This window comes from Dyella sp. OK584, from assembly GCF_057787755.1.
This window is the reverse complement of record NZ_CM173542.1, coordinates 3,592,416-3,612,568: the sequence shown is the minus strand read 5'-3', so window position 1 is coordinate 3,612,568 and position 20,153 is coordinate 3,592,416. Positions and strand designations below refer to the sequence as shown.

Genomic DNA, 20,153 nt, shown 5'->3' with positions numbered 1-20,153 from the left:
GTCACCGCCTGCCAAACAGCTTGCGCAGGCGTTGCCCCAGCGGTGCGCTCTTCTCATCGGATGCCGGCTGCGCCTCTGCCAGTTCAGCGGCCAGCGTGGCCAGTGTGCCGTTGGCAATATCCAGAAGATTCAGTCGTACGCCGGTTTCACGTTGCACTCTTGCAGCCATCTCCACCGCGAGCAGCGAATGCCCGCCGATATCAAAGAAGTTGTCGCTGGTGCGTACCTGGGTGATGCGCAGCAGCTCACGCCAGACTCCCGCAAGCAGTTGCTCACCCGGTGTCTTGGGTTGCACGGCCAGCTCGGAGAGGTCATCCATGTGCGCGCCCGGCAATGGCAGTGCCGTTGCATCCACATTGCCGTCGGCCAGCAACGGCAGCATGTCGAGGAGCACCATGTGCCGCGGCATTTCATGAGTGGCCAGGGTTTGTCCCAAGGCTGTGTGCAACTTCTCGCGATCGATCAGGCTGCCTGCCGTCGCGACGACATAGGCGTCGATCTGTGTGTTGCCGTCCGCGTCCGTGCGCGTCACGGTGATGGCCTGTGAAACGCCGGGCTGTGCCCGCAACAGTGTTTCCACCGCCGCAGGGTTGATGTCATGGCCTTGCACGCGAAGCCGGCGATCGAAACGACCCAGCTCCTGCAGTTCGCCAGTGGCGAGCCGGCGACCGCGGAAACCGGTGGGCACTAGCGCAGGTGCGTCAGGCAGCGTCACGCCATGCGCATCTTCGGACGTTGCACGCCGCCCAAACGGGACGCTGAGTGTCTCGCCGCCGAGATGGATCTCGCCGATGGCACCGACGGGGCAGGGACGCTGCTGTGCATCAAGCACCCAGACCTCGGTGCCTGCCAATGGGACGCCGCTGTGCACGGCCTCGGCCGGTCGATCGACCCTGCCGATGGTGGCAACTACGGCGCTGTCGTCAGCACCACACAAACTCCAGGTGCCGGCACTGTGCGCGGCGAGACCTTCCGCCAATGCCGGTGTGGGCGTCGTCGTGCAGACGGCCTTCAGTTGTGGTTGCCCGCCCCATCCGGAAACCAGCAGTGTTTGCCACTCCGCCGGCGTGGCAAACAGCACATGCGCATCGCTGGCTTCGATCAGGCCGGCCAGCGACTCGCCGTTTGCCGCGTTGTTGGCGAGGACGAACTTCGCGCCAGTGCTCAGAGGCAACAAAGACTCGACGATCGACAGGCCGGAAGCCACCGGCGCCGTGCCAAGCACTGGGTCACTGTCGGTCAACTGCAATGAGTCGCGCAAGCCCTGCAGCATTCGCGCAAGCGCACGATGCGAAACGGCGACACCGCGCGGACGACCATCCGTTCCCGGTACGTAGGCGGCGAAAGCCGCGCTGTCCGGCAGCGGGCGCTGCGTGATCGTGCGTTCGCTGGTAGCAGCGGTGATTTCGGCGGTATCCGTATCAAGCCACAGTGCGCGGGCACGCGGCCAGCTCAGTGCGGTTTCCAGCTCTGCGTTGCCTACCAGGACGGAAACGCCGGCGTCATCGAGCATGTCGCGCAGTCGCGACGGCGGGTCGTCCGGATCAAGCAGTACCGCCGTGCCGCCTGCCTTGAGCATGCCCAGCAACGCAGTGAGCCGACCGATGCCGGGTGTGACGCACAGGCCCACCGTGCTCCCTGCAGTAACGCCACGCGAGCGGAGACAGGTTGCCACGCGATTGCTGCGCGTTTCGAGTTCGGCGTACGAAGTGTTCCAGTTGCCGACGGCAAGGGCGGGGCGCTGCGGATCGCGATCGACCTGCGCCTCGAACTGAGCCACCGCATCGTCAGGCGCGGTGATTGCCGTACGGGTGGAAGTATTCCATTCGCGGCATTGCGCCAGCTCCTCGGCATTCGCCGAAATGAGCGCATCGATGGTCTGAGAGGGATCGGCACTGACGCGCGCCATCAGCGTGAGATAGCGGTCCCGCTGCAAGCGCGCGGTCTCGGCCTGCAGAATGTCGGCGTTGTAGGTGACACCACCCAGCAATCCCTTGTTGTTCTCCAGGAACCACAGGCCAAGATCCTCGGTGGCGCCGCTCTGGAACAACAAGATCTGCTCGTGGCCGAGTCCGCCCCAGTCGACCACGCGCTGACGCGCGTCCTGGAACGAGAACAATGCCTGGTAGAGCACCGCGCCGTTGCCGTGGCCGCTGCGCAGTTCACGTTGCAGGTATTCGAGCGGAACGTCTGGATGGCCGAAGCTGTCGATGGCGGCGTCTTTCACCTGGTGCACGAAATCAATGAAGCGCTGTGACGGATCGACCGTGATATGCAGCGGCAACAGGTTATTGAAGTAACCCATCACCGATTCGACTTCGGTCTGGTTGCGCGCACGCACCGGCGTACCCACCACCAGATGGCGCTGGCCGGTCATGCCGCTCAGCAACACGTAGTACAGCGCGAGCAACGCCATGTTGAGCGTGGCATCCGCCTTCTTTGCCACCTCGTGCATGGCGTCGGTAGCGTCCTTTGGCACGCGGATCCATTCGGTGCGCCCGATGCCAGACATGCCAGGCCGGCGCGGATGATCCGTGGGCAGCGCATGCGTCTCCTGGGCATGGGCCAGACGATTCTGCCAATAGCCAAGCTGGGCCTTGAACGGTTCGCTCTCCAGCCACTGCGCATGCCACGTGGCAAAGTCGCCATAGCTCACCGGCAACGGCGACAGTGGCGAAGGGCGGCCTTCCGCAAATGCCTTGTAGAGCTGCGAAAGCTCCGCGTAGAGAATGTCGAACGACCAGCCGTCCCAGATGATGTGGTGCGGCATGAAAAAGAACACATGCTCGTCGTCGGCAAGCCGGAACATGCGAGCACTGAAGAGCGGCGCGCGAGTGAGATCGAACGGCGTGTCGGTCAGCACCTGCAATCGCCGCATCAGTTCTTCTTCGCGTTCGCCAGCCGGCAGTGCGGAGAGATCTTCTGCGGGGAAGAGTGTGATCCCGATGTCTTCCACCACCTGTTCGACGTCATCGCCGCTGCGGCGGAAGGCAGTGCGCAGGATCGGCTGCCGACGCATCAGCTCGTGCATGGCCTGTTCGAATGCGGCCTCGTTCAGCTTGCCGCGCAGGCGATGCGCCGAAGGCGCGTTGTAGGTGACGCGGCCGGGTTGAAGTTCTTCCAGTGCCCAGAGGCGTTGCTGCATAAGCGACAGCGGTGCGCGCTGCTGATCGGTCCGGCGCTGGATGGCGGGTGCAGCGGTCGCCGTACCGCTGGCCTTGAGCTGATCGATGGTGGCCGCGAGGCTGGCGATGGTGGGTGCATCAAACAGCGTGCGGAAGGAAAGCGTGATATCGAACTCGCGGTTGAGGCGCGCGGTGAGTTGCGCTGCCAGCAGCGAATGACCACCCAGGGCGAAGAAGTTGTCGCGCGCATCAAGACCGGGCAGCGCGAGCACCGACTCCATGGCCGCGGCGACGCGCTGTTCGGTGTCGCTCTGCGGTGCCTGCCGTTCGCGATGGGCCGCCACGGTTTGCACAGGCGGCAGTGGCAACGACTTGCGGTCGATCTTGCCGTTGGGCAGCAGCGGAATGGCCTCCAGCGCCATCATGTGCTGCGGCACCATGTAGTCCGGCAGGCGCTGGCGCAGCCGCGGGCACAGGTCCGTTTCCTCGATGGCAGCACCTTCCGTGGGCACTACGTACGCCACCAGGCGCACGTCGCCGGGTCGGTCCTCGCGTGCCACGACCACGGCGCGCGCTACTTCGGGCAGATCGGCGAGCGCTGTCTCGATTTCGCCAAGCTCGATGCGATAACCGCGGATCTTCACCTGGAAGTCCAGACGTCCGCGATGTTCCAGTTGTCCGTTGGTCAGCCAGCGGCCGCGATCGCCCGTGCGGTACATGCGTGCCTGTGCATCACTGGCGAAGGGATCGGGCAGGAAGCGCTCGGCGTTGAGTTCTGGGCGATTCAGATAGCCCAGGGTGACGCCGTCGCCGCCGATGTAGATCTCGCCGGGCATGCCCAGCGGGCAGGGGCCGCCGTGCTCGTCGAGGATGTACACGGTGGTATTGGCGATCGGCTGGCCGATGAAGATACCGGCGCGCGGATCGTGCACTTGCCACAGCGTGGACCAAACCGTTGTCTCGGTGGGGCCGTAGGCATTCCACAGTTCGCCGCAGCGTTCCAGCAAAATTTCGGCCAGATCCAGCGGCAGCGGTTCGCCACCGGCGATCGCCTTGAAACCTGTGCGTCCTGGCCAGCCCGATTCCAGCAGGATGCGCCAGCCAGCAGGCGTGGCCTGCATGAGAGTAGCGTCGCTCTGTTCCACCAGGCGACGCAGCGCGGCACCGTCGCGCACATCGTCGTAAGTGGCCAGCACGATGGACGCGCCGACGCTGAGCGGCAACATCAGCTCGAGGAACGCAATATCGAACGACAGCGTCGTCACCGCCACAAGACGGTCGTTCTCGGTGATACCCGGCGCCTGCTGCATGCTGCTGATGAAGTTGGACGTGGCGCGATGTGGCACGCGCACACCCTTCGGCTTGCCAGTGGAACCTGAGGTATAGATGAGGTAGGCCACCGAGTCTGGCGTCGCGGTACGGTCGTCGCGCGGAAGACGTGCGGGGCTGGCAGCGTCGATGGAGGCGGCGTCACGCTTGAGTGAGAGCAGTTGCGACGAAGGGAACGCCAATGCGGTAGAGGCTTCGTCATCGACGATCAACGCGGCGAGCGAGGCATCCTCTGCCATGAACGTCAGGCGCTCCGGCGGAAAGCTGGGGTCGAGCGGCACATAGCCCGCGCCGGATTTGAGCACGGCCAGCAGTGCCGCGACCATGTCCGCGCCACGTGCCAGTGAAAGCCCCACCAGGCTGCCATGGCTGACGCCGCGTTCGCGCAGTACATGGGCAATGCGGTTGGCGCGCGCTTCGAGTTGCGCGTAGGTGAGTGGGTTGGTGCCAGCGGCAATGGCGACGCGCGATGGGTCGCGATCCACCTGGACTTCGAAATACTCGTGCGCCAACTGCTGTGAAGCATAGGGCGTGCGCATCGGCTGCAATGTGTGCAACGCCAGTTTGGCGGGTTCGGAAACCAGTCCCAGCGCGCTGCCTGAAGCTTCCGGCGTGGCGGCTGCGTGACGCAACAAGGTCGCATAGGCATCGAGCCATGCGTGGATCGTTTCGCCGTCGAACAGGTCGGCGTTGTACTGGCATTCCAGTCGCACGCCGCCCTGTACTTGCACCGCGTTGACGAACAGCTCGAAGTTCTCGAACGCACGCGGATTGCCGGCGAATTCGAACGACAGGCCGGGAAAGTTCACGGTGCGTTCGTCCAGTGCCTGGTCGAGATTGAACAGCACGCTCGTCAGCGGTAACCGGCCCGGATCGCGCGGCAACGCAAGGCGAGCCAGCAGGCTGCCCAGCGTGTATTGCTGGTGATCGAACGCGTCGAGAAGATCGCCGCGTACCTGCGCGAGGCTATCAGCGAACGGTGCACTCGTATCGATGGTCACTCGCAGCGGAAGCACGTTGACGCAGTGGCCCACCAGTGCATGGTGGCCACCCGCAGCCTGACCAGCCGACGGGATACCAATCACGACATCGTCCTGTCCGCTCAGCCGTTGCAGCAGCAGGCCGAAAGCGGTGAGTAGCGTGGCATACAGGCTGGCGCCGCGCGGGGCGCCCATGCGTTTGACCTCAGCGATCAGCGTGGCGTCCAGCATCAGGTCTTCACGCCGCGAGCGGAAACTGCGATGGCGCGGACGTGGATGATCGGTGGGCAGATCGAGCGAAGGCGCAGCGCCGGCAAAGCGCTTCAGCCAATAGGCCTCCGACTCGGCACCTTCCGCGCTTTGAATATGCGCGGCTTCGGCTAGCGCGTAATCGGCGAACGGATCGGCAGGCGCTAGTTCACTACCGGCGTCCACCTGTTGCGCGTACAACGCGGCCAGGTCGCGTACGACCACGCCGAACGACCAGCCGTCGCAAACAATGTGATGCGCAGTGAACACAAGCACGTGTTCATCGTGGCCGAATCGAATGAGTTCCGCGCGCACCAGTGGCCCGTTCTCGAGATCGAATGGCGTATTGACGACACGCTCCAGCGTGAGGGCGATGTCCGCCTCCTCTTCGTCAGGACCCATCCACGACAGGTCGCGTACCGGGCAAGCCAGTTCCTGCTGCGCGGCGATGCACAGCTCGCTGCCATCGCTGCCGAGCGTCGCGCGCAGTGCCTCATGACGATCCATCAGCTGCTGAAGCGCGGCCTGCAAAGCGGAGACATCCAGTTCGCCGTGCAGCGTCAGCGAGACCGACTCGTTGTAGGCCAGCGATGCGGCCGGCTCCAGCGAGGATGCCAGCCAGACTTCGCGTTGCGGCGCGGTGGCGGGCACCACGCGCGCCAGCGCTGAACCGGCGAAAGGGTCATAGTCCACGGCAACCGTGGCAGCGGCCGACATCGGCGCGGTGTCGTTCGGGCTCATGCGTTGACCCTCATGAATTTGCCGGGCACATCCGGGTTCGGCACGAACCACGCCGGGTTGCCGTCCTGATCCTTGCCCAGGCGGGCGCCGATAACGGGCGGGCGGCTGGCATCGATGACCAGCGCTTCCACATTCTTGTGGCGCGGCAGGAATTCGGCCTCTTGCATCTCCAGCACCGATTCCTTGAACGCCTTGGCGATCGCCACGAAATCCTGCTCGCTGTGCGCAGTGGTGAAGAAGCAGGGAAAGTTGTCCAGCACATGGATGCCGCGGCTGCGCATCATGGCGAACAGCAGGTCCTGCAGCGGGTGGTCCTCGGTGAAGTTGGTTTTCCACACGGAGGCGAAATGCACCAGCTGCATCGGCGCGCCCACGCCGGCGCAGAACGCGTTGAGTTCGTCCATCAACATGCTGGTTCGTGCGTTGAGCCGTTCCTGAAGCGCCGAACCGTTCTCCTTGAGGTGGTTCAGCACCGCGTGTGCCGCCGCCAAGGCCAGCGGGTGGCGCACGAACGTGCCGGCGAAATACGTCACGCCCACGGTAGGTATCGATGCGTCGCCGTACTGCCAGCCACCACCGTCCAATGCATCCATGTAGCGACGCTTGCCGGCGATTACACCGATGGGGAAGCCGCCACCAACCACTTTGCCGTAGGAGGCAAGGTCCGCATCGATGCCAAGCACAGCTTGGGCTCCGCGCGGGTGCGAGCGGAAACCGGTGACCACTTCGTCGAAGATCAGCAAAGCGCCAGCATCGGCCGTGATGGCGCGCAGCTCCTTGAGAAAATCGCGTGGCTGAAAATCGGGACGGCGGCTCTGTACCGGTTCGACCAGCACTGCGGCGATGCTGGAAGCTCGCTCGCGAATGATCTGCAGCGCTTCCGGCGTGCCGTAATCGAGCACCAGCACATTCTCCGACGTGTTGCGAAGAATGCCCGGCGCTGCCGGCACCGAACGCAGCTTCTTGCTGCCGCGCACGATCACTTCGTCAAAGATGCCGTGATACGAGCCGGTGAAGATCACCAGCGTGTCGCGGCCAGTTACCGTGCGCGCGATGCGCACCGTGCCCATCACCGCCTCGGAGCCCGTATTGCATAGCGCGGCGCGATCAAATCCGGTGATCTCGCAGATCTGCTCAGCCACTTCGCCGGCTAGCGGATGCTGCGGGCCGATCTCGTAGCCGGCGTCCAGCTGGCGACGCACCGCATCAAGCACGAAGTCCGGCTGCCAGCCGAACAGGTTCATGCCGAAGCCGTTAAGCGCATCGACGTATTCGTTGCCGTCCAGATCCCACACCTTGGAACCCTTGGAGCGGTTCACCACGATCTGGTAGATCATTTCCTTCAGCAGGGGACGGAAGCCGTTGACCACGCGCGGATCGGCCAGGTGGTCGCGGTGGCGCTGCGTGTATTCCTTGGAAGCGCGCGTGCGGTCGATATAGCGGCGCATGAAGGCATCAAGACGCGCACGCTGACGCTCGGTCAGCTCCGTCTGCGTGGAGTGGATGCGCGCGATGGCACCGAATGCTTTCTTGACGTCGTAGGTGGTGTGCGCCAGTGCGGCCTCGTCGTCCTGTGCCGGTGTTTCGGCAGCCGATGGGCGGGAAGTGGCGGTAGCTGACGCCACGGGAGCAACCGGTTGCAGCGCCACCGGCGCGGTGATGGGAACCACGTTGCTTCCCGCTGCGGCGAGCAGCGCAAGCTGCTGCTGCATGATCTGCATTTGCTGCTGGATGACGTCCTGCACGACGTTGCCGCTGGCGGCGAACTGCGTCGCTGGCATGGCCTGCGCCAGGATGCCAGGCGTGGAACCGGCGACAGCCGCGGGCGCTGGTATGGCCTGAGCGGCCGCATCAGGAGGCAGCAATTGATCGATGTGCATGGCAAGGCGCTCGAACGTGGAGAACGACTCCATCAGCTCGCGGAAAGTGATCTTGAGCGCGAAGGTCTTCTGCAGTTGCAGCGCGACCTGGGTGAGAGCCAGCGAGTCGAGACCGAGCTCGACAAAACCGGCCGTCGGATCCACGCCTTGCAGTTCGGTGCCGGCCACATCTTCAAACAGCTCGGTGAGCTGGGCCAACAGGCGACTGGAACGCGCTGAACCGGCCTTCGCGTCAGGGAGAAGGGCTTCCATGGGACTCTCCGCAAGTGGTGCATACGATGGGTTGAACAAGGGAATGACGTTGGTGACCGCCGTTGCGACGGTTGCCGCGGTGGCGACGGGTGCCACAGCAGCCAGGGATTGCGGCGCGGCTTCGATCCAGTAGCGCTTGCGCTCGAACGGGTACGTAGGCAGGCGCACGCGATGGCGGCGCTGACGACGATCGAGTGCGGCCAGGTCCAGCGATGCACCCGCGCACCACAAGCTGCCTACGGCATCCAGCCACGCCGAGCGTTCGTTGTCCGGCGTATCGGCAAGCGAGGGCACGATGACGCGGCCACGACTCTGCGGATGCTGGCGTGCGAGCGTGGTGAGTGCCGTGCGCGGGCCCACTTCAAGGAAAGCAGCCTGTGTCTGCTCAAGCTGCTGCATGAGCGCGGCAGAGAAGCGCACGGTGCCGCGCAGGTGGCGCGTCCAGTAGTCCGCCGAACGGGCTTCGTCGTCGCTCAATGGCTGACCGGTGAGTGTCGAGACGATGGGAATCGCCGGTGCAGCCAGTGCGATGCGCTCGACTTCTTGCCGGAAGGGTTCAAGCGCCGGATCCATCATGGCCGAGTGGAACGCGTGCGAAGTCTGCAGCAGTCGGCAGGCGACACCGTCCTTTTCCAGTGCAATGCGGAATGCCTCGACGTCGTTGGTCTCGCCACTCACGACACTGGCGCCAGGCGAATTCTCGGCAGCCAGTTGCAGCGTTGCCGGCAACCGGGCCGCGAGCTGTGTGGCATCCATGCGCACCGACAGCATCGATCCGGCAGGCAGCGCCTGCATCAAGCGACCACGCCGCGCGACCAGGCACGCACCGTCGGCAACACTTATCACGCCGGCGAGTACCGCGGCGACAAACTCGCCCACGCTGTGGCCGATCATTGCCACCGGCTTGATGCCCAGCGACATCCACAGTTCTGCCAGCGCATATTCGATGGCGAACGTCGCGGGCTGGGTCAGCGAGGTTTCGCGCAACGCATCCGCGTCGTCGGCAAACAGGCGTTCGCGCAGATCGAAACCCAGTTCGTCGGTCAGTGCCTGCGCGCACTCGTCAATGGCGGCGCGGAAAGCAGGTTCTACGGCGTACAGCTCGCGACCCATGCCGGCGTACTGCGAGCCTTGTCCCGGAAAGAGAAACACGATGCCAGGTGCGGGATTGACTGCTGTGCGGGCGTTGGTTGCAGCAAGGCTTCCAAGGCGCGTCACGGCTTCTTCGGCGTTGCGGGCAACCACGTGCAGGCGTTGGGCAAATGCCTTGCGACCACGGGCCAGCGTGTAGGCGACGTCGGCGAGGTTATCGTCAGGCTGTGCGGTCAGATGCGCGCCCAGTCGCGAGGCGGCTTGCGCTACGGCATCGGCCGAGCGGGCGGAAAGAAGTAGCAGCTGTGGGCCTTCGCTAGACTCGGAAATCTCATGCGGCGGCGCTTCTTCCAGAATGACATGGGCATTGGTGCCACCCACGCCGAACGAGCTCACGCCGGCGCGCAGGGGGCCGCCCGATGCCTGCCATTCCCGCAGCGTATCGTTGACGACGAAGGGTGAGCCGGCGAAGTCGATCTTGGGATTGTTCGACTGGAAATGGATCGAAGGCGGCAGCCGCCGTTCGCAAAGCGACAAAGCGGTCTTGATGATGCTTGTGGCGCCAGCGGCCATCACCAGATGGCCGACGTTGCTCTTGACGGAACCAATGGCGCAGAAGGCGCGCTCGTCGGTGTGCTCACGGAACGCGGCCGTAAGGCCTTCGATCTCGATGGGGTCGCCCAGTGGGGTGGCGGTGCCATGCGCCTCCACATAGGAAATCGAGCGCGCATCCACTCCCGCATCATGCAGTGCCATGCGGATAACGGCCGCCTGTCCCGCGCTGCTTGGCGCCGTAAAGCTGGCCTTGATGCCGCCGTCGTTGTTGATCGCGATACCGCGGATCACGGCATACACCTGGTCGCCGTCACGCTGTGCATCGGATAACCGCTTGAGCACCACCACGGCCGCGCCATCGCTGAACGTCGTGCCCTGTGCCTGCACATCGAACGTGCGGGTGTGGCCATCGGGCGATAGCATCGAGCCTTCCTGCGCGAGATAGCCGCTGCGTGGCGGGCAGGTAATCGACGATCCGCCCGCCAGCGCCATGTCGCACTGGCCCGAACGCAAGGCAGCGACGGCCTGGCAGATCGCGACCAGCGAGGTCGAGCAGGCGGTATTCATGCTGATTGCCGGCCCGGTGAGGTTTAGCTTGTGCGCCACGCGTGTGGCGAGGTAATCCTTCTCGTTGGCCAGCATCACCTGGAATGCGCCGAACTTTTCGATCAGGTCGGGGCGGGTACTGATATGGCGCTGGAAATAAGTGGCGTTGTGCATGCCGCCGAACACGCCCACCGGAGCATGGTGTGCATCCGGCACGTAGCCGGCGCGCTCCAGGCTTTCCCAGCACAGTTCAAGGAATACGCGCTGCTGCGGGTCGGTAAGTTCCGCCTCGCGCGGTGACATGCCGAAGAACGCAGCGTCGAAATCCTCGACGCCGTCGATCACGCCGCGGGCCGCGACGTAAGCGGGGTCGTTGCGGTCCGTGGCGGATACGGCGGGGTCGAGTTCGTCTGCGCGGAAATAGGTGATGGATTCCTTGCCCTCGCACAGGTGCGTCCAGAACGATTCGACGTCGTTGGCACCCGGGAAGCGTCCGGCCATGCCGATGATCGCGATGGCTTCGCCTGCATCGCCCTGCCTGCCGCGTGCGATACGCGGTGCGAGCGACGAGTGCGCGTCATGACCTTCGATCAGGGCCGCCAGCGCCGCAGGCGTGGGACCACCGAAGAAAGCGGGGATGGTGGGTGTGCTCGACAGCTCCGCATGAATCCGTGCCAGCGTGCGCACGGCCAACAACGAATGGCCGCCCAGTTCAAAGAAGTTGTCGTGGCGACCCACCTGGTCCAGCCCGAGTGCTTCGGCGAACAACGCACACAGCTTCTGTTCCAGCGGACCGGCTGCGGGCACATAGGGGTCGGCCAATTCCGGACGCCGACCGTCCGGAGCGGGCAGGGCGCGGCGATCGAGCTTGCCGTTCGGCGTAACCGGCAGGCTGTCCAGACGCAGATAGATGGCCGGCACCATGAACTCGGGTAGGGCCCGCGCAAGCTGCTCGCGGAGTTGGCGAGCGGTAACGGTGGTGTCGTCCGCCACATAATAGGCAACCAGGCGCTTGTGGCCCGGGTGATCCTCGCGCGCCAGTACGGCGCCTGCGCGCACACCCGCTATTCGCTGCAACGCTGCTTCGATCTCGCCGAGCTCGATGCGAAAGCCGCGAATCTTCACTTGATGATCGGTGCGACCGATGAACTCGATGAAGCCTTCGTCCAACCAGCGCACCAGGTCGCCGGTGCGATAGAGGCGGTCGCCGGGTGCGCCGAACGGATCGGGCACAAAACGTTCCGCGGTCAATGCGGGTTGGCCGAGGTAGCCGCGCGCCAGCCCTGTGCCGCCGATGTATAGCTCCCCGGCCACACCCACGGGGACATGTTCGCCGCGCGCATTGAGCACATGCAGCGTGGTGTTGGGAATGGGGCGGCCGATCGGAACGGTATGTGCCAGTGCGTCCAGTGCACGCGGGATCGAATAGGTCGCTGAAAAAGTGGTGCATTCGGTCGGGCCGTAGCCGTTGATGATGGTGACTTCGGGTAGCGCGGCGTAGGCCTTGCACACATGCGCCACCGACAGGGCTTCGCCGCCGATGAGCAATTGACGCAGCCCTTCCAACCGGCTGGCATCGTCGTCAACGATGGCGTTGAACAATGCAGCAGTGAGCCAGGCGATGCGTGCATCGTGACGCTGGATGGTGCGCGCAAGGCCGCAGCCGGTAGGAATGCGCTCGCCATGAATGATGCAGGTGCCGCCATTGAGCAGCGCACCCCAGATCTCCAGCGTGGATGCATCGAAGCCCAGCGGCGCGGCGTGCAGCATGCGAGGTGCGTCGCCGAATTCCACGTAGTCGGCGTCGCGCACCAGCCGGATGATGGCGCGATGCATGATCTGCGCGCCTTTGGGTGTGCCGGTGGAGCCGGAGGTGTACATCACATAGGCGAGCGACTCACCATCCAGCGAAGGCAGCGACGACGGAGGTTCGGTGGCTTCCAGTTGCCCAAGCGTCAGCACAGGTGCGGACGTGCCGGGCAACACGGTAGTGTCCGATGCAGCGATCACCAGCACCGTGTGTGCATCATTGAGGGTAAAGGCGAGGCGTTCCGCGGGGTGGCTCGCATCGAGCGGCAGATAAGCGGCACCGGCCTTGAGAATGCCAAGCATCGCAACGATGGCCTCTGCCGAGCGTTCCAGCAGCAGTCCAACGGTGTCGCCCGCCTTGACGCCTGCCGCTGCAAGACCGGCGGCAACGCGATCGGCGCGAGCGTCGAGTTCGTCGTAGCGCAGCGAACCTTCGCCCGAAGCCACGGCAATGCGCTCGGGATGATGTCGTGCTGTCGCGGCGAAAAGGCTATGCACGGTGTCGTCGCTGTGACGCGGCACGTTGGTGTCGTTCCAGTCGTGCAGCATCTGCCGGCGCTGGTCCGGATCGATCAGGTCGGTCTCTGCCAGCATTCCGTCTTCAGTCGATACCAACGCGGCCAGCACGCGCTGCACAACATCTGCCAGCAACGCCACGCTTGTGTGATCGAACGGGGCCCGATACGACACCAGCAAACGAGACGTGGCCGTGTCCCACTGCCAGAGGCTGTGCGCGGTGGCTTCCGCTGTGGGAAACGTGCCGGTATCGACAGCGCACCATGCGCTTTGCAATGTCGGTTCCGTTGCTTTCGCCAACGCTTGTGCCACATCTGCAAGCCAGGCATGGCGGTGCTGTGAACGCGCTACGTCGAGGTTGGCTTGGTGCAAGTTGCCATCAATCATCGCTGTCGCGATGACGCTGTCCATGCCGGTCAACCCCGATTCGGCAAGGGCAAGTGCGGCACAAAGCGTCGCCACTGACGGATGGGGCAGGGCATTGTTCGCTACACCTTCAGTTGCGAACACCGCCTGATGCCAGCCTTCCCCGGCCACACCGGATTGCCGCGGCAACACGTCGAGCAGCCCTGTCTCTGTCGATTCGGCATATCCGGTGTGGGGGCGGTTCGCATTCATTGCATTCACGCTTTCGATGACGTGTGAAGGACGGGAACGGACGTTCAGTCCGCCATTGCGTACGCAGTGTGATGTGCCAGCGAAGGGCGGGCAGGTGGATGGCTTCCCGTACCGTGCATGGCGATCCATGCCGAGGCACCGACATCGTTGAGTTGATCGTGCAGCGGGTGCTTGCCGATCGCGAACGGATGGAGACCCTTGCGTCGCATCAGATCGTGCACGACGTGCTCCATCGCATGACGGCGCGTGGCGTTGGTGCTGTAGGTGAGGTTGATGGTGATGGACGGCCCGTCACCGGTTTCCACCATGTGCGGGCAGGTGATGGGCATGTACGCGTCGAAGTTCGCGTCTGCGCCTGCATTGTTGTTGAAGGCGAAGAGATGGCGGCTGCCCTGAAAGCGCTTGCCCAGTGCAACCAATGGATCAGGTTGCAGCAACGGGTGATCGGCCATCTGATGGCGCACGGCCTGGATGCGCCATGGGTCGAAGGCGTCCCGATGCATCTCGATCAGAGCGGCCGTGCCAGCACGCATGGCTTACACCCTCCCCCGCGTGGTGCGGTACTACTTGTCGAAAGACAACCCCTTTAGTCCCCGAACTCGCTGCATGCGACCCTGCGATGCCGGGCGAAAGCCCGCGGGTCCGTGCCGCCTGGATTGCGTTTGATTGTCGACTGATCAGGTCCTTTTTTCCCTAGACCATCCCGGCTATTCCTGCTCCTATCCCTTACTGCCTATACCCATCGCGGCAGGAAGATCGCGCTTGAAATACGCGCATTGCTACTTCGCCTGAAACGCAAACAGCCACAGGATGGCGCCCTGGGTCGGCGACCCTACCCAGCTGACGCGATAGGTGCCCGCCGCATCCACCTGGCGGTAGGCAACAGCGCATTGCACGCCGCTGTTGTCGGGCAGTTGCAGGTAACTGTCGATGACGGTGAAGCCGTTGTCGGGCCGCACGGTCATGCGCTTGATGCCGGCGTCGCCCCACCAGACAGCCACCAGCGTGGCCGGGCCTGTCGTGGTGACGGTGCCACTGCTTATCACCAGCGCAGGCTCCGGGTAGTTCTGTGCCACGTCCTTGAGCACGCCGGCATGTTTGACCTCGATAAAAGGCATCGAGATCTCGCCGGCCGGATAACCGGTTTTGTCGATGCGCACCGTATGCGCCGCACCGCCCTTGCCGGCAAGGGCGACGTAAGCCGTCACATCGAAGGCGCCGCCGTAGCCGTTGTAGACCACGTTGCCTTTCACGCGCTTCCAGCGGTTGGCGTAGCTATCGACTGGCGAAACAGCGTTCTTCGCGTAGCCGCCATTGAGCACGATGAATGAGCTGCCCGAGGGCTGTGTGTCGATCGGCGTTGTCATGGCAGGCGACACGCCCATGCCTTCGGAATGAGTCAGCAAGGTATGCGCACCGAGCGAGGGAGCGGGAGCAGCCCCGATGTCACCCACCGGCGTGGTGTTCTGTGCGGACGCGCTCGCGGCACCGGCCAGTACCAGCGTCGCCAGCGCGGCGCGCCTCCCTTGTGCAATGACCCATACCAGGCTGCGGTGCGCTGCCCATGCCCACCTCTGGCGGATGGCCGATATTGCGAAGCGCATCATGGTGTGCCAACAATCTGTTGCGCTGTACGTGCGCGCGTAAAGCGTCGCGCCATCGACAGCGATGGATCGCCACCCGGAGGGGGACCGGCATGGCCAACGAGAATGATTTTCTCGACATGTATAGAACGCTGGGTCTTCGGCCCGGCTGCGCGCTTCCTTTGTTCAAGCAAGCCTATCGCCGCCAGGTGTCTCGGCTGCATCCCGACCGCAACGACGGCGCCATGAACGATCCGGCCGCTGCGGCGCGCCTGCAGCGACTGATTGCGCAGTACGACGCGGCCATGGCGTTTCAACGCGAGCACGGTCGTCTTCCCGGCGCGATGCCTCGTGTGCGTTTTGTGGTGCCCGAAGCCAGCGTCCAGGCGACCGTGCGTCCAGCGGCAACACGGCGCCCCTTCTGGCGTCGTCCTGCGCTGGTGTTGCTGGTGCTCGTGGCCATCGCCGCATTGGTCTGGGTGTACACGGACCAGCCGATGGCGCCGGAGCCTCAGTCGGAATCGAGCGCCAACGATGCGCAACCGCTCGGGGAGACCACGGCCACGCCCACGCTCGTGCTCGGCATGTCGCGCGATGATGTGCGGGCCATCGAAGGCGATCCGATGAGCATCGACGGTAGTCGCTGGGAGTACGGCCCATCGTGGGTTAGCTTCGAGGATGACCGCGTGGTTGATTGGTATAGTTCGCCGCTTCATTCGCTGGGATCCGCCGCTCGTACTCCTGCTTCCAGTCCGACTTCCAATAACTAACGCGCACCGCGCCCGAACAGCACCACTTCCACGGTCTGGATCAGGATCAGCAGGTCGAGCAACAGGTTGTGGTTCTTCACGTAGAACAGGTCGTACTTGAGCTTCTCGGCGGCCTCCTCGACGGTGGCGCCATAGGGATAGCTCAGCTGTGCCCAGCCAGCGAGGCCGGGTTTCAGGCAGTGACGCAGGCTGTAGTAACGAATCTGCGTGGCGAGATCGGCAACGAACTGCGGGCGCTCCGGTCGCGGCCCGACGATGCTCATGTCGCCTTTCAGCACGTTCCACAGTTGCGGCAGCTCATCGATGCGCAGCTTGCGGCTGATGCGTCCCACGCGCGTCACACGGTCATCGTTCTTGCTGGCCCAGCGCGCGATGCCGTCGCGTTCGGCGTCGGTGCGCATGCTGCGGAATTTCATCAGCATGAAAGTGCAGCCGTGCGCGCCTACCCGTTCCTGGCGATAAAGGATGGGCTGGCCGGGTCCGGATTCCAGGCGAATTGCCAGCACTTCCAGCAACATCAGCGGCCAGCACAGAAGCATCAACAGCGTCGCAGCGGCCAGGTCGAAGCAGCGCTTGCTCAACTGGCGCAACGGCGTGCCGTTGAAGCCGCCGCAGAACACCAACCAGGACGGATCGAGCACGGTCAGCTGCAAGCGTCCCGATTCGCGTTCGAAGAAGGAGGTGAGGTCGGTGATGGTGATGCCCATCTGCCGACATTCGAGCAGGTCGTCCATCGGCAGGTGGCCACGGCGGTCGTCGACGCCCACCACAACCTCGTCAATCTGTTCGAGTTGCACCAGCGCATGCAGGGGCAGGGTGCTGCGGATCAACCGTTCATCAGGTACTGCGACGGTTTCGCTCTTGTGCGGGATGTAGCCAACGACGCAAAAACCGCGACGGTCGGTGCGGCGGCGCATCTGGTTGTGTATTTGCGCGGCGCGCGCGCCGGCACCGAGAATCAACACGCGCCGCTTCAGCGCCTCCACTTCGACCAGCTGGAGAAACGCCAGGCGCAGGCCCAGCACCAACAGGAAGCCGAGCATCAGTGCGATGGCCAGCACGCCGCGGCCCACATAGGCCTGCGGTATCACGTAATAGCCCACTACCAGCAGTATGCCGCCCAGCACGAACGCCACGGCCTGCCGTGCCAGCAGGCCAAAGCGGGTCGTGCGCATGTGCGTCTGGTATTGGCCCATCGCCACCATGCCCATCACGATGATGGTGGCGAAGACCAGTGCGCGCTCAGGCAGGTGCACGGTGAACTCGGCGAGTTCATCCGCGTTATGCGCGTAGCGAATATAGGTCGCCAGGCACAGCGAGATGGCCAGAAGCATGAGCTCGCACAGGCCCAGCAGTACGAGCCAGCGCACCGATTGCCGACGCAGGAAACGAAGCATTCGATCCCCCTTACCCCTAATTGCAGCCACGTCCGTTTAGCGAGGCATGAGGCTATCCCTTCGTCTTCGCACGTGTCGATGCAACTTACGGTGGACATACGGGGCCACCGTTCGGCTGTCTCAGGCGTGTAACACCGTCACCGCTTTCGTCAGGTTTTGAAGTGACTGCCGTTGCGCTATGGCATCGCCACGTGCAGGGAGAAGCGGGTGATGGAGATCGGCAAGGCCAGCGCACCGACCACTCCCACCGGCAACTCAAGCTGATGTACCTGGCATGCTGTTGCACCCGAAGCAGCGGGTGGCGGCTCAATGATTTGCGCCGGACCCGCGTCAATCGCCGAGGGTGGTGTGCGCAGGCCTACGCCGAAGGCCTTGAGCAGCGCTTCCTTGCGTGTCCACAGCGCCAGCAATGCCTGCGTGCGCACGTCGGCGGGCAATGCTTCCAGCGCGCGCGCTTCCGATGGAGTACACACCAGCCCGACAAGTTCATGCAGCGTGGCACGTGGCGGTGAGCGCTCGATGTCCACGCCTACCGTCGATGCTTGTGCGATGGCGATGGCTACATGCGAGCCGCTGTGGCTAAGACTGGTGGCGAGCGTGGTACCGGGCAGCTGCGGTTGTCCGCTGGCCGCACTGCAGAGCTCGACGTCGAACGCATCCCGATTGAGCGCCACACCCAGCGCTACGCGCCAACAGGCATGTGCCATCACATAAGTGTCGTGGTCGTGCGCGTGCCGGAAGCGCCGCGCTCGTGTCAGTTCGTGCGCCGAGAGCAGGGCTTCGGCATCGGCCTTCCGCGTCCACCATGGTGCGCTGTCGAACAACAGCACGCGCGCTTCGCCGGCATCAGGTGGCGTAAAGCCCGCGCGTCGCAGCGCATCGATGGCCTCGTCGGTGAAGGGCGTTTGCACGGCGTCGTGATGCATGGCATGGCGGGCGTGTCGCCGCACGCGATTCTAGGGGAGTCCGCTGGATGCGTATGAGGTGAGCAAGCCGCGCAGTTGATCGGCAAGCCGCAGGCTCAACGCCACGATGGTAAAGGTGGGGAAGGCCCAGCCACCGGTGGGAAACACCGAGCTGCCGGCGATGTGCAGATTGTCCATGCCATGCACCTTGCATTGGCTATCGACCACTCCCGCATGTGGATCGTCGGACATCCGCGTGGTGCCCATGTGATGCGCCGTACCATGCACCTGCGGGGCGGCGCCGTCCTCGGCCAGCCAGGGTTCCAGCTTGAAATGGCCGTTGCTGGCCTGGGCGATCTCGGTGCCAAAGAGGTTGGCTGCCGCGCGGTAAGTGTGGTGGTCGAGTGCGGTGAGTTGCCAATCCACGCAGACCTTGCGCTGGCCTAGTGCGTCAGTGTCGTGCCCCAGCGTGATGCGACTGTACGGATTGGGCGCCTGTTCGAAATATCCGACCAGGTCGATATGACTGCTGGCCACGGTGGGCTGGTCGGTGAGCTTGTGCACAAAGGCTTTGGCGATATCGCCGATACCCAGACCCAGCCTCAACGCCGTCATGCCCAGGCTTTGCGGCACGCTGATCGCCTGCGCTTCGGGAGCATTGCGCAACGCGTCGGAGAGCCGCGTCTCAAGCATGGTGTTTTCATCCTGCACGGTTCGTCGCAGCGCAGTGCGCAACTCGCGCAGTGCGCGAATGCCGCGCGGCAGCGGGCCCTCCACGCCAAAAGGGTGCATGCGCCCGTTGAGCACTCGATGTCGACGCTGGAAATGCGGTGAAAGCGCGATCTCGGGGAACGATGACGGTGCGCCTTTGCCGTGACGCCGTTCGTAAGGACGCGTGACGCGATGCGGTGCGTCCGCCACCAGCGTGCCCAGTGAGCCGCTGGGGTGATCCATGAAGTAGCGACCCACCACATCGTGCTGGTTGCCGAGACCCGTTTGGATGGCCGAATCGGACAGCAGCAACAGGCGTGCGTTCTCGATGCCGCCGCAGGCCAGCACGTAATGCTGAGCGCGCACGACGCCGCGATGTCCGCCGAGCGAGCCGATGCGTGCCTCATGCACGTGCGCGCCATCGGGAGACGCCGTCAGTTCCAGCAGGTTGGCATGCAACAGCACCTTGATATTCGGCGCCTGCTCCAACTCGTCACGATAGGCGTCGCCGAACATGATGGGGCTGCGGGCGAAGAGTGGGTTGACCAGCTTTTCGCTGTCGAAGGAGATAGGCGCGCGTGGCGTTGGCGCGGAGAACGTGCCGTCAACGAAGTCGAGCGTACCAAGCTGGCAAAAGGACCGTGCCCGCGCGTAATACGGTTCCAGGTCGGCGTAGCTGATGGGCCAGCCGCTGTGTGGCACCCAGTCGCGCGGGCCCATGTCGCCCTGACTCAACGGGATGCAGCCACCGCCCCACAGGTTGCAGCTACCGCCGAACACACGCATGCGCGAAGTGCCGGGATCGAAATCAATGTCGCCTGCCGAGCTGCCTTCGCACAGATCCTGGCTGAGCTGCTCACCTGCCAGGCCTCCGCTTTCGAGCAGGCATATGCTGACTTGCGTTCCGGCGAAAGCGCGCGCGATGGCGATGCCGGCCGCACCGGCGCCAACAATGCACAAGTCCACTTCCACATCCGCAGGATGTGACCCAACCAAGTAGTCGATGAACACACCAACCCCCTAAAGAACCCCGTGGGTCAACGTCCTGTCGTGTCGTGGATTGGCGCGGTTGTTTTATCGGTCAGTGGTTCAAGA

General features: G+C 64.1%; 8 protein-coding genes. 1 reads left to right on the top strand and 7 read right to left on the bottom strand.

What is annotated here, in order from left to right:
• Position 1: 1 nt before the first annotated feature.
• The 4 genes from AC3CBN_RS16265 to AC3CBN_RS16250 all read right to left on the bottom strand — a co-directional run bounded on the left by AC3CBN_RS16265 (position 2) and on the right by AC3CBN_RS16250 (position 15,299).
• Positions 2–6,424, bottom strand: a complete 6,423-nt coding sequence (locus AC3CBN_RS16265; protein ID WP_488634032.1) for an amino acid adenylation domain-containing protein — start codon at positions 6,422–6,424, stop codon at positions 2–4.
• Positions 6,421–13,692: a hybrid non-ribosomal peptide synthetase/type I polyketide synthase gene (locus tag AC3CBN_RS16260; RefSeq protein ID WP_488634031.1), complete on the bottom strand. Its 7,272-nt coding sequence runs from the start codon at positions 13,690–13,692 to the stop codon at positions 6,421–6,423. The genes AC3CBN_RS16265 and AC3CBN_RS16260 overlap by 4 nt, the downstream gene beginning before the upstream one ends.
• A 44-nt stretch (positions 13,693–13,736) precedes the next feature.
• The gene (locus AC3CBN_RS16255; RefSeq protein ID WP_488634030.1) at positions 13,737–14,225 is read right to left on the bottom strand and encodes a hypothetical protein; all 489 of its coding nucleotides are present in this window, start codon (positions 14,223–14,225) and stop codon (positions 13,737–13,739) included.
• Between the two features lie 246 nt (positions 14,226–14,471).
• On the bottom strand, positions 14,472–15,299 hold the full coding sequence (locus AC3CBN_RS16250) for a hypothetical protein (RefSeq protein WP_488634029.1): 828 nt from the start codon (positions 15,297–15,299) through the stop codon (positions 14,472–14,474).
• 89 nt (positions 15,300–15,388) lie between these two features.
• Between AC3CBN_RS16250 and AC3CBN_RS16245 the strand changes: the two genes are divergently transcribed.
• A complete protein-coding gene (locus AC3CBN_RS16245; RefSeq protein WP_488634028.1) occupies positions 15,389–16,045 on the top strand; it encodes a hypothetical protein in 657 nt (218 codons plus the stop codon).
• Here AC3CBN_RS16245 and AC3CBN_RS16240 read toward each other — a convergent pair.
• From AC3CBN_RS16240 to AC3CBN_RS16230, 3 genes are all read right to left on the bottom strand, one after another.
• Complete coding sequence (locus AC3CBN_RS16240; protein ID WP_488634027.1) at positions 16,042–17,442, bottom strand: TIGR03013 family XrtA/PEP-CTERM system glycosyltransferase; 1,401 nt, start codon at positions 17,440–17,442, stop codon at positions 16,042–16,044. The genes AC3CBN_RS16245 and AC3CBN_RS16240 overlap by 4 nt on opposite strands.
• A gap of 176 nt (positions 17,443–17,618) precedes the next feature.
• Positions 17,619–18,392 (bottom strand): 4'-phosphopantetheinyl transferase family protein, encoded by a 774-nt coding sequence (locus AC3CBN_RS16235; protein ID WP_488634026.1) that lies wholly within the window; start codon positions 18,390–18,392, stop codon positions 17,619–17,621.
• A gap of 6 nt (positions 18,393–18,398) precedes the next feature.
• Entirely contained in the window at positions 18,399–20,069 is a 1,671-nt protein-coding gene (locus tag AC3CBN_RS16230; RefSeq protein WP_488634025.1) for a GMC oxidoreductase, read from the bottom strand.
• Positions 20,070–20,153: the final 84 nt, after the last annotated feature.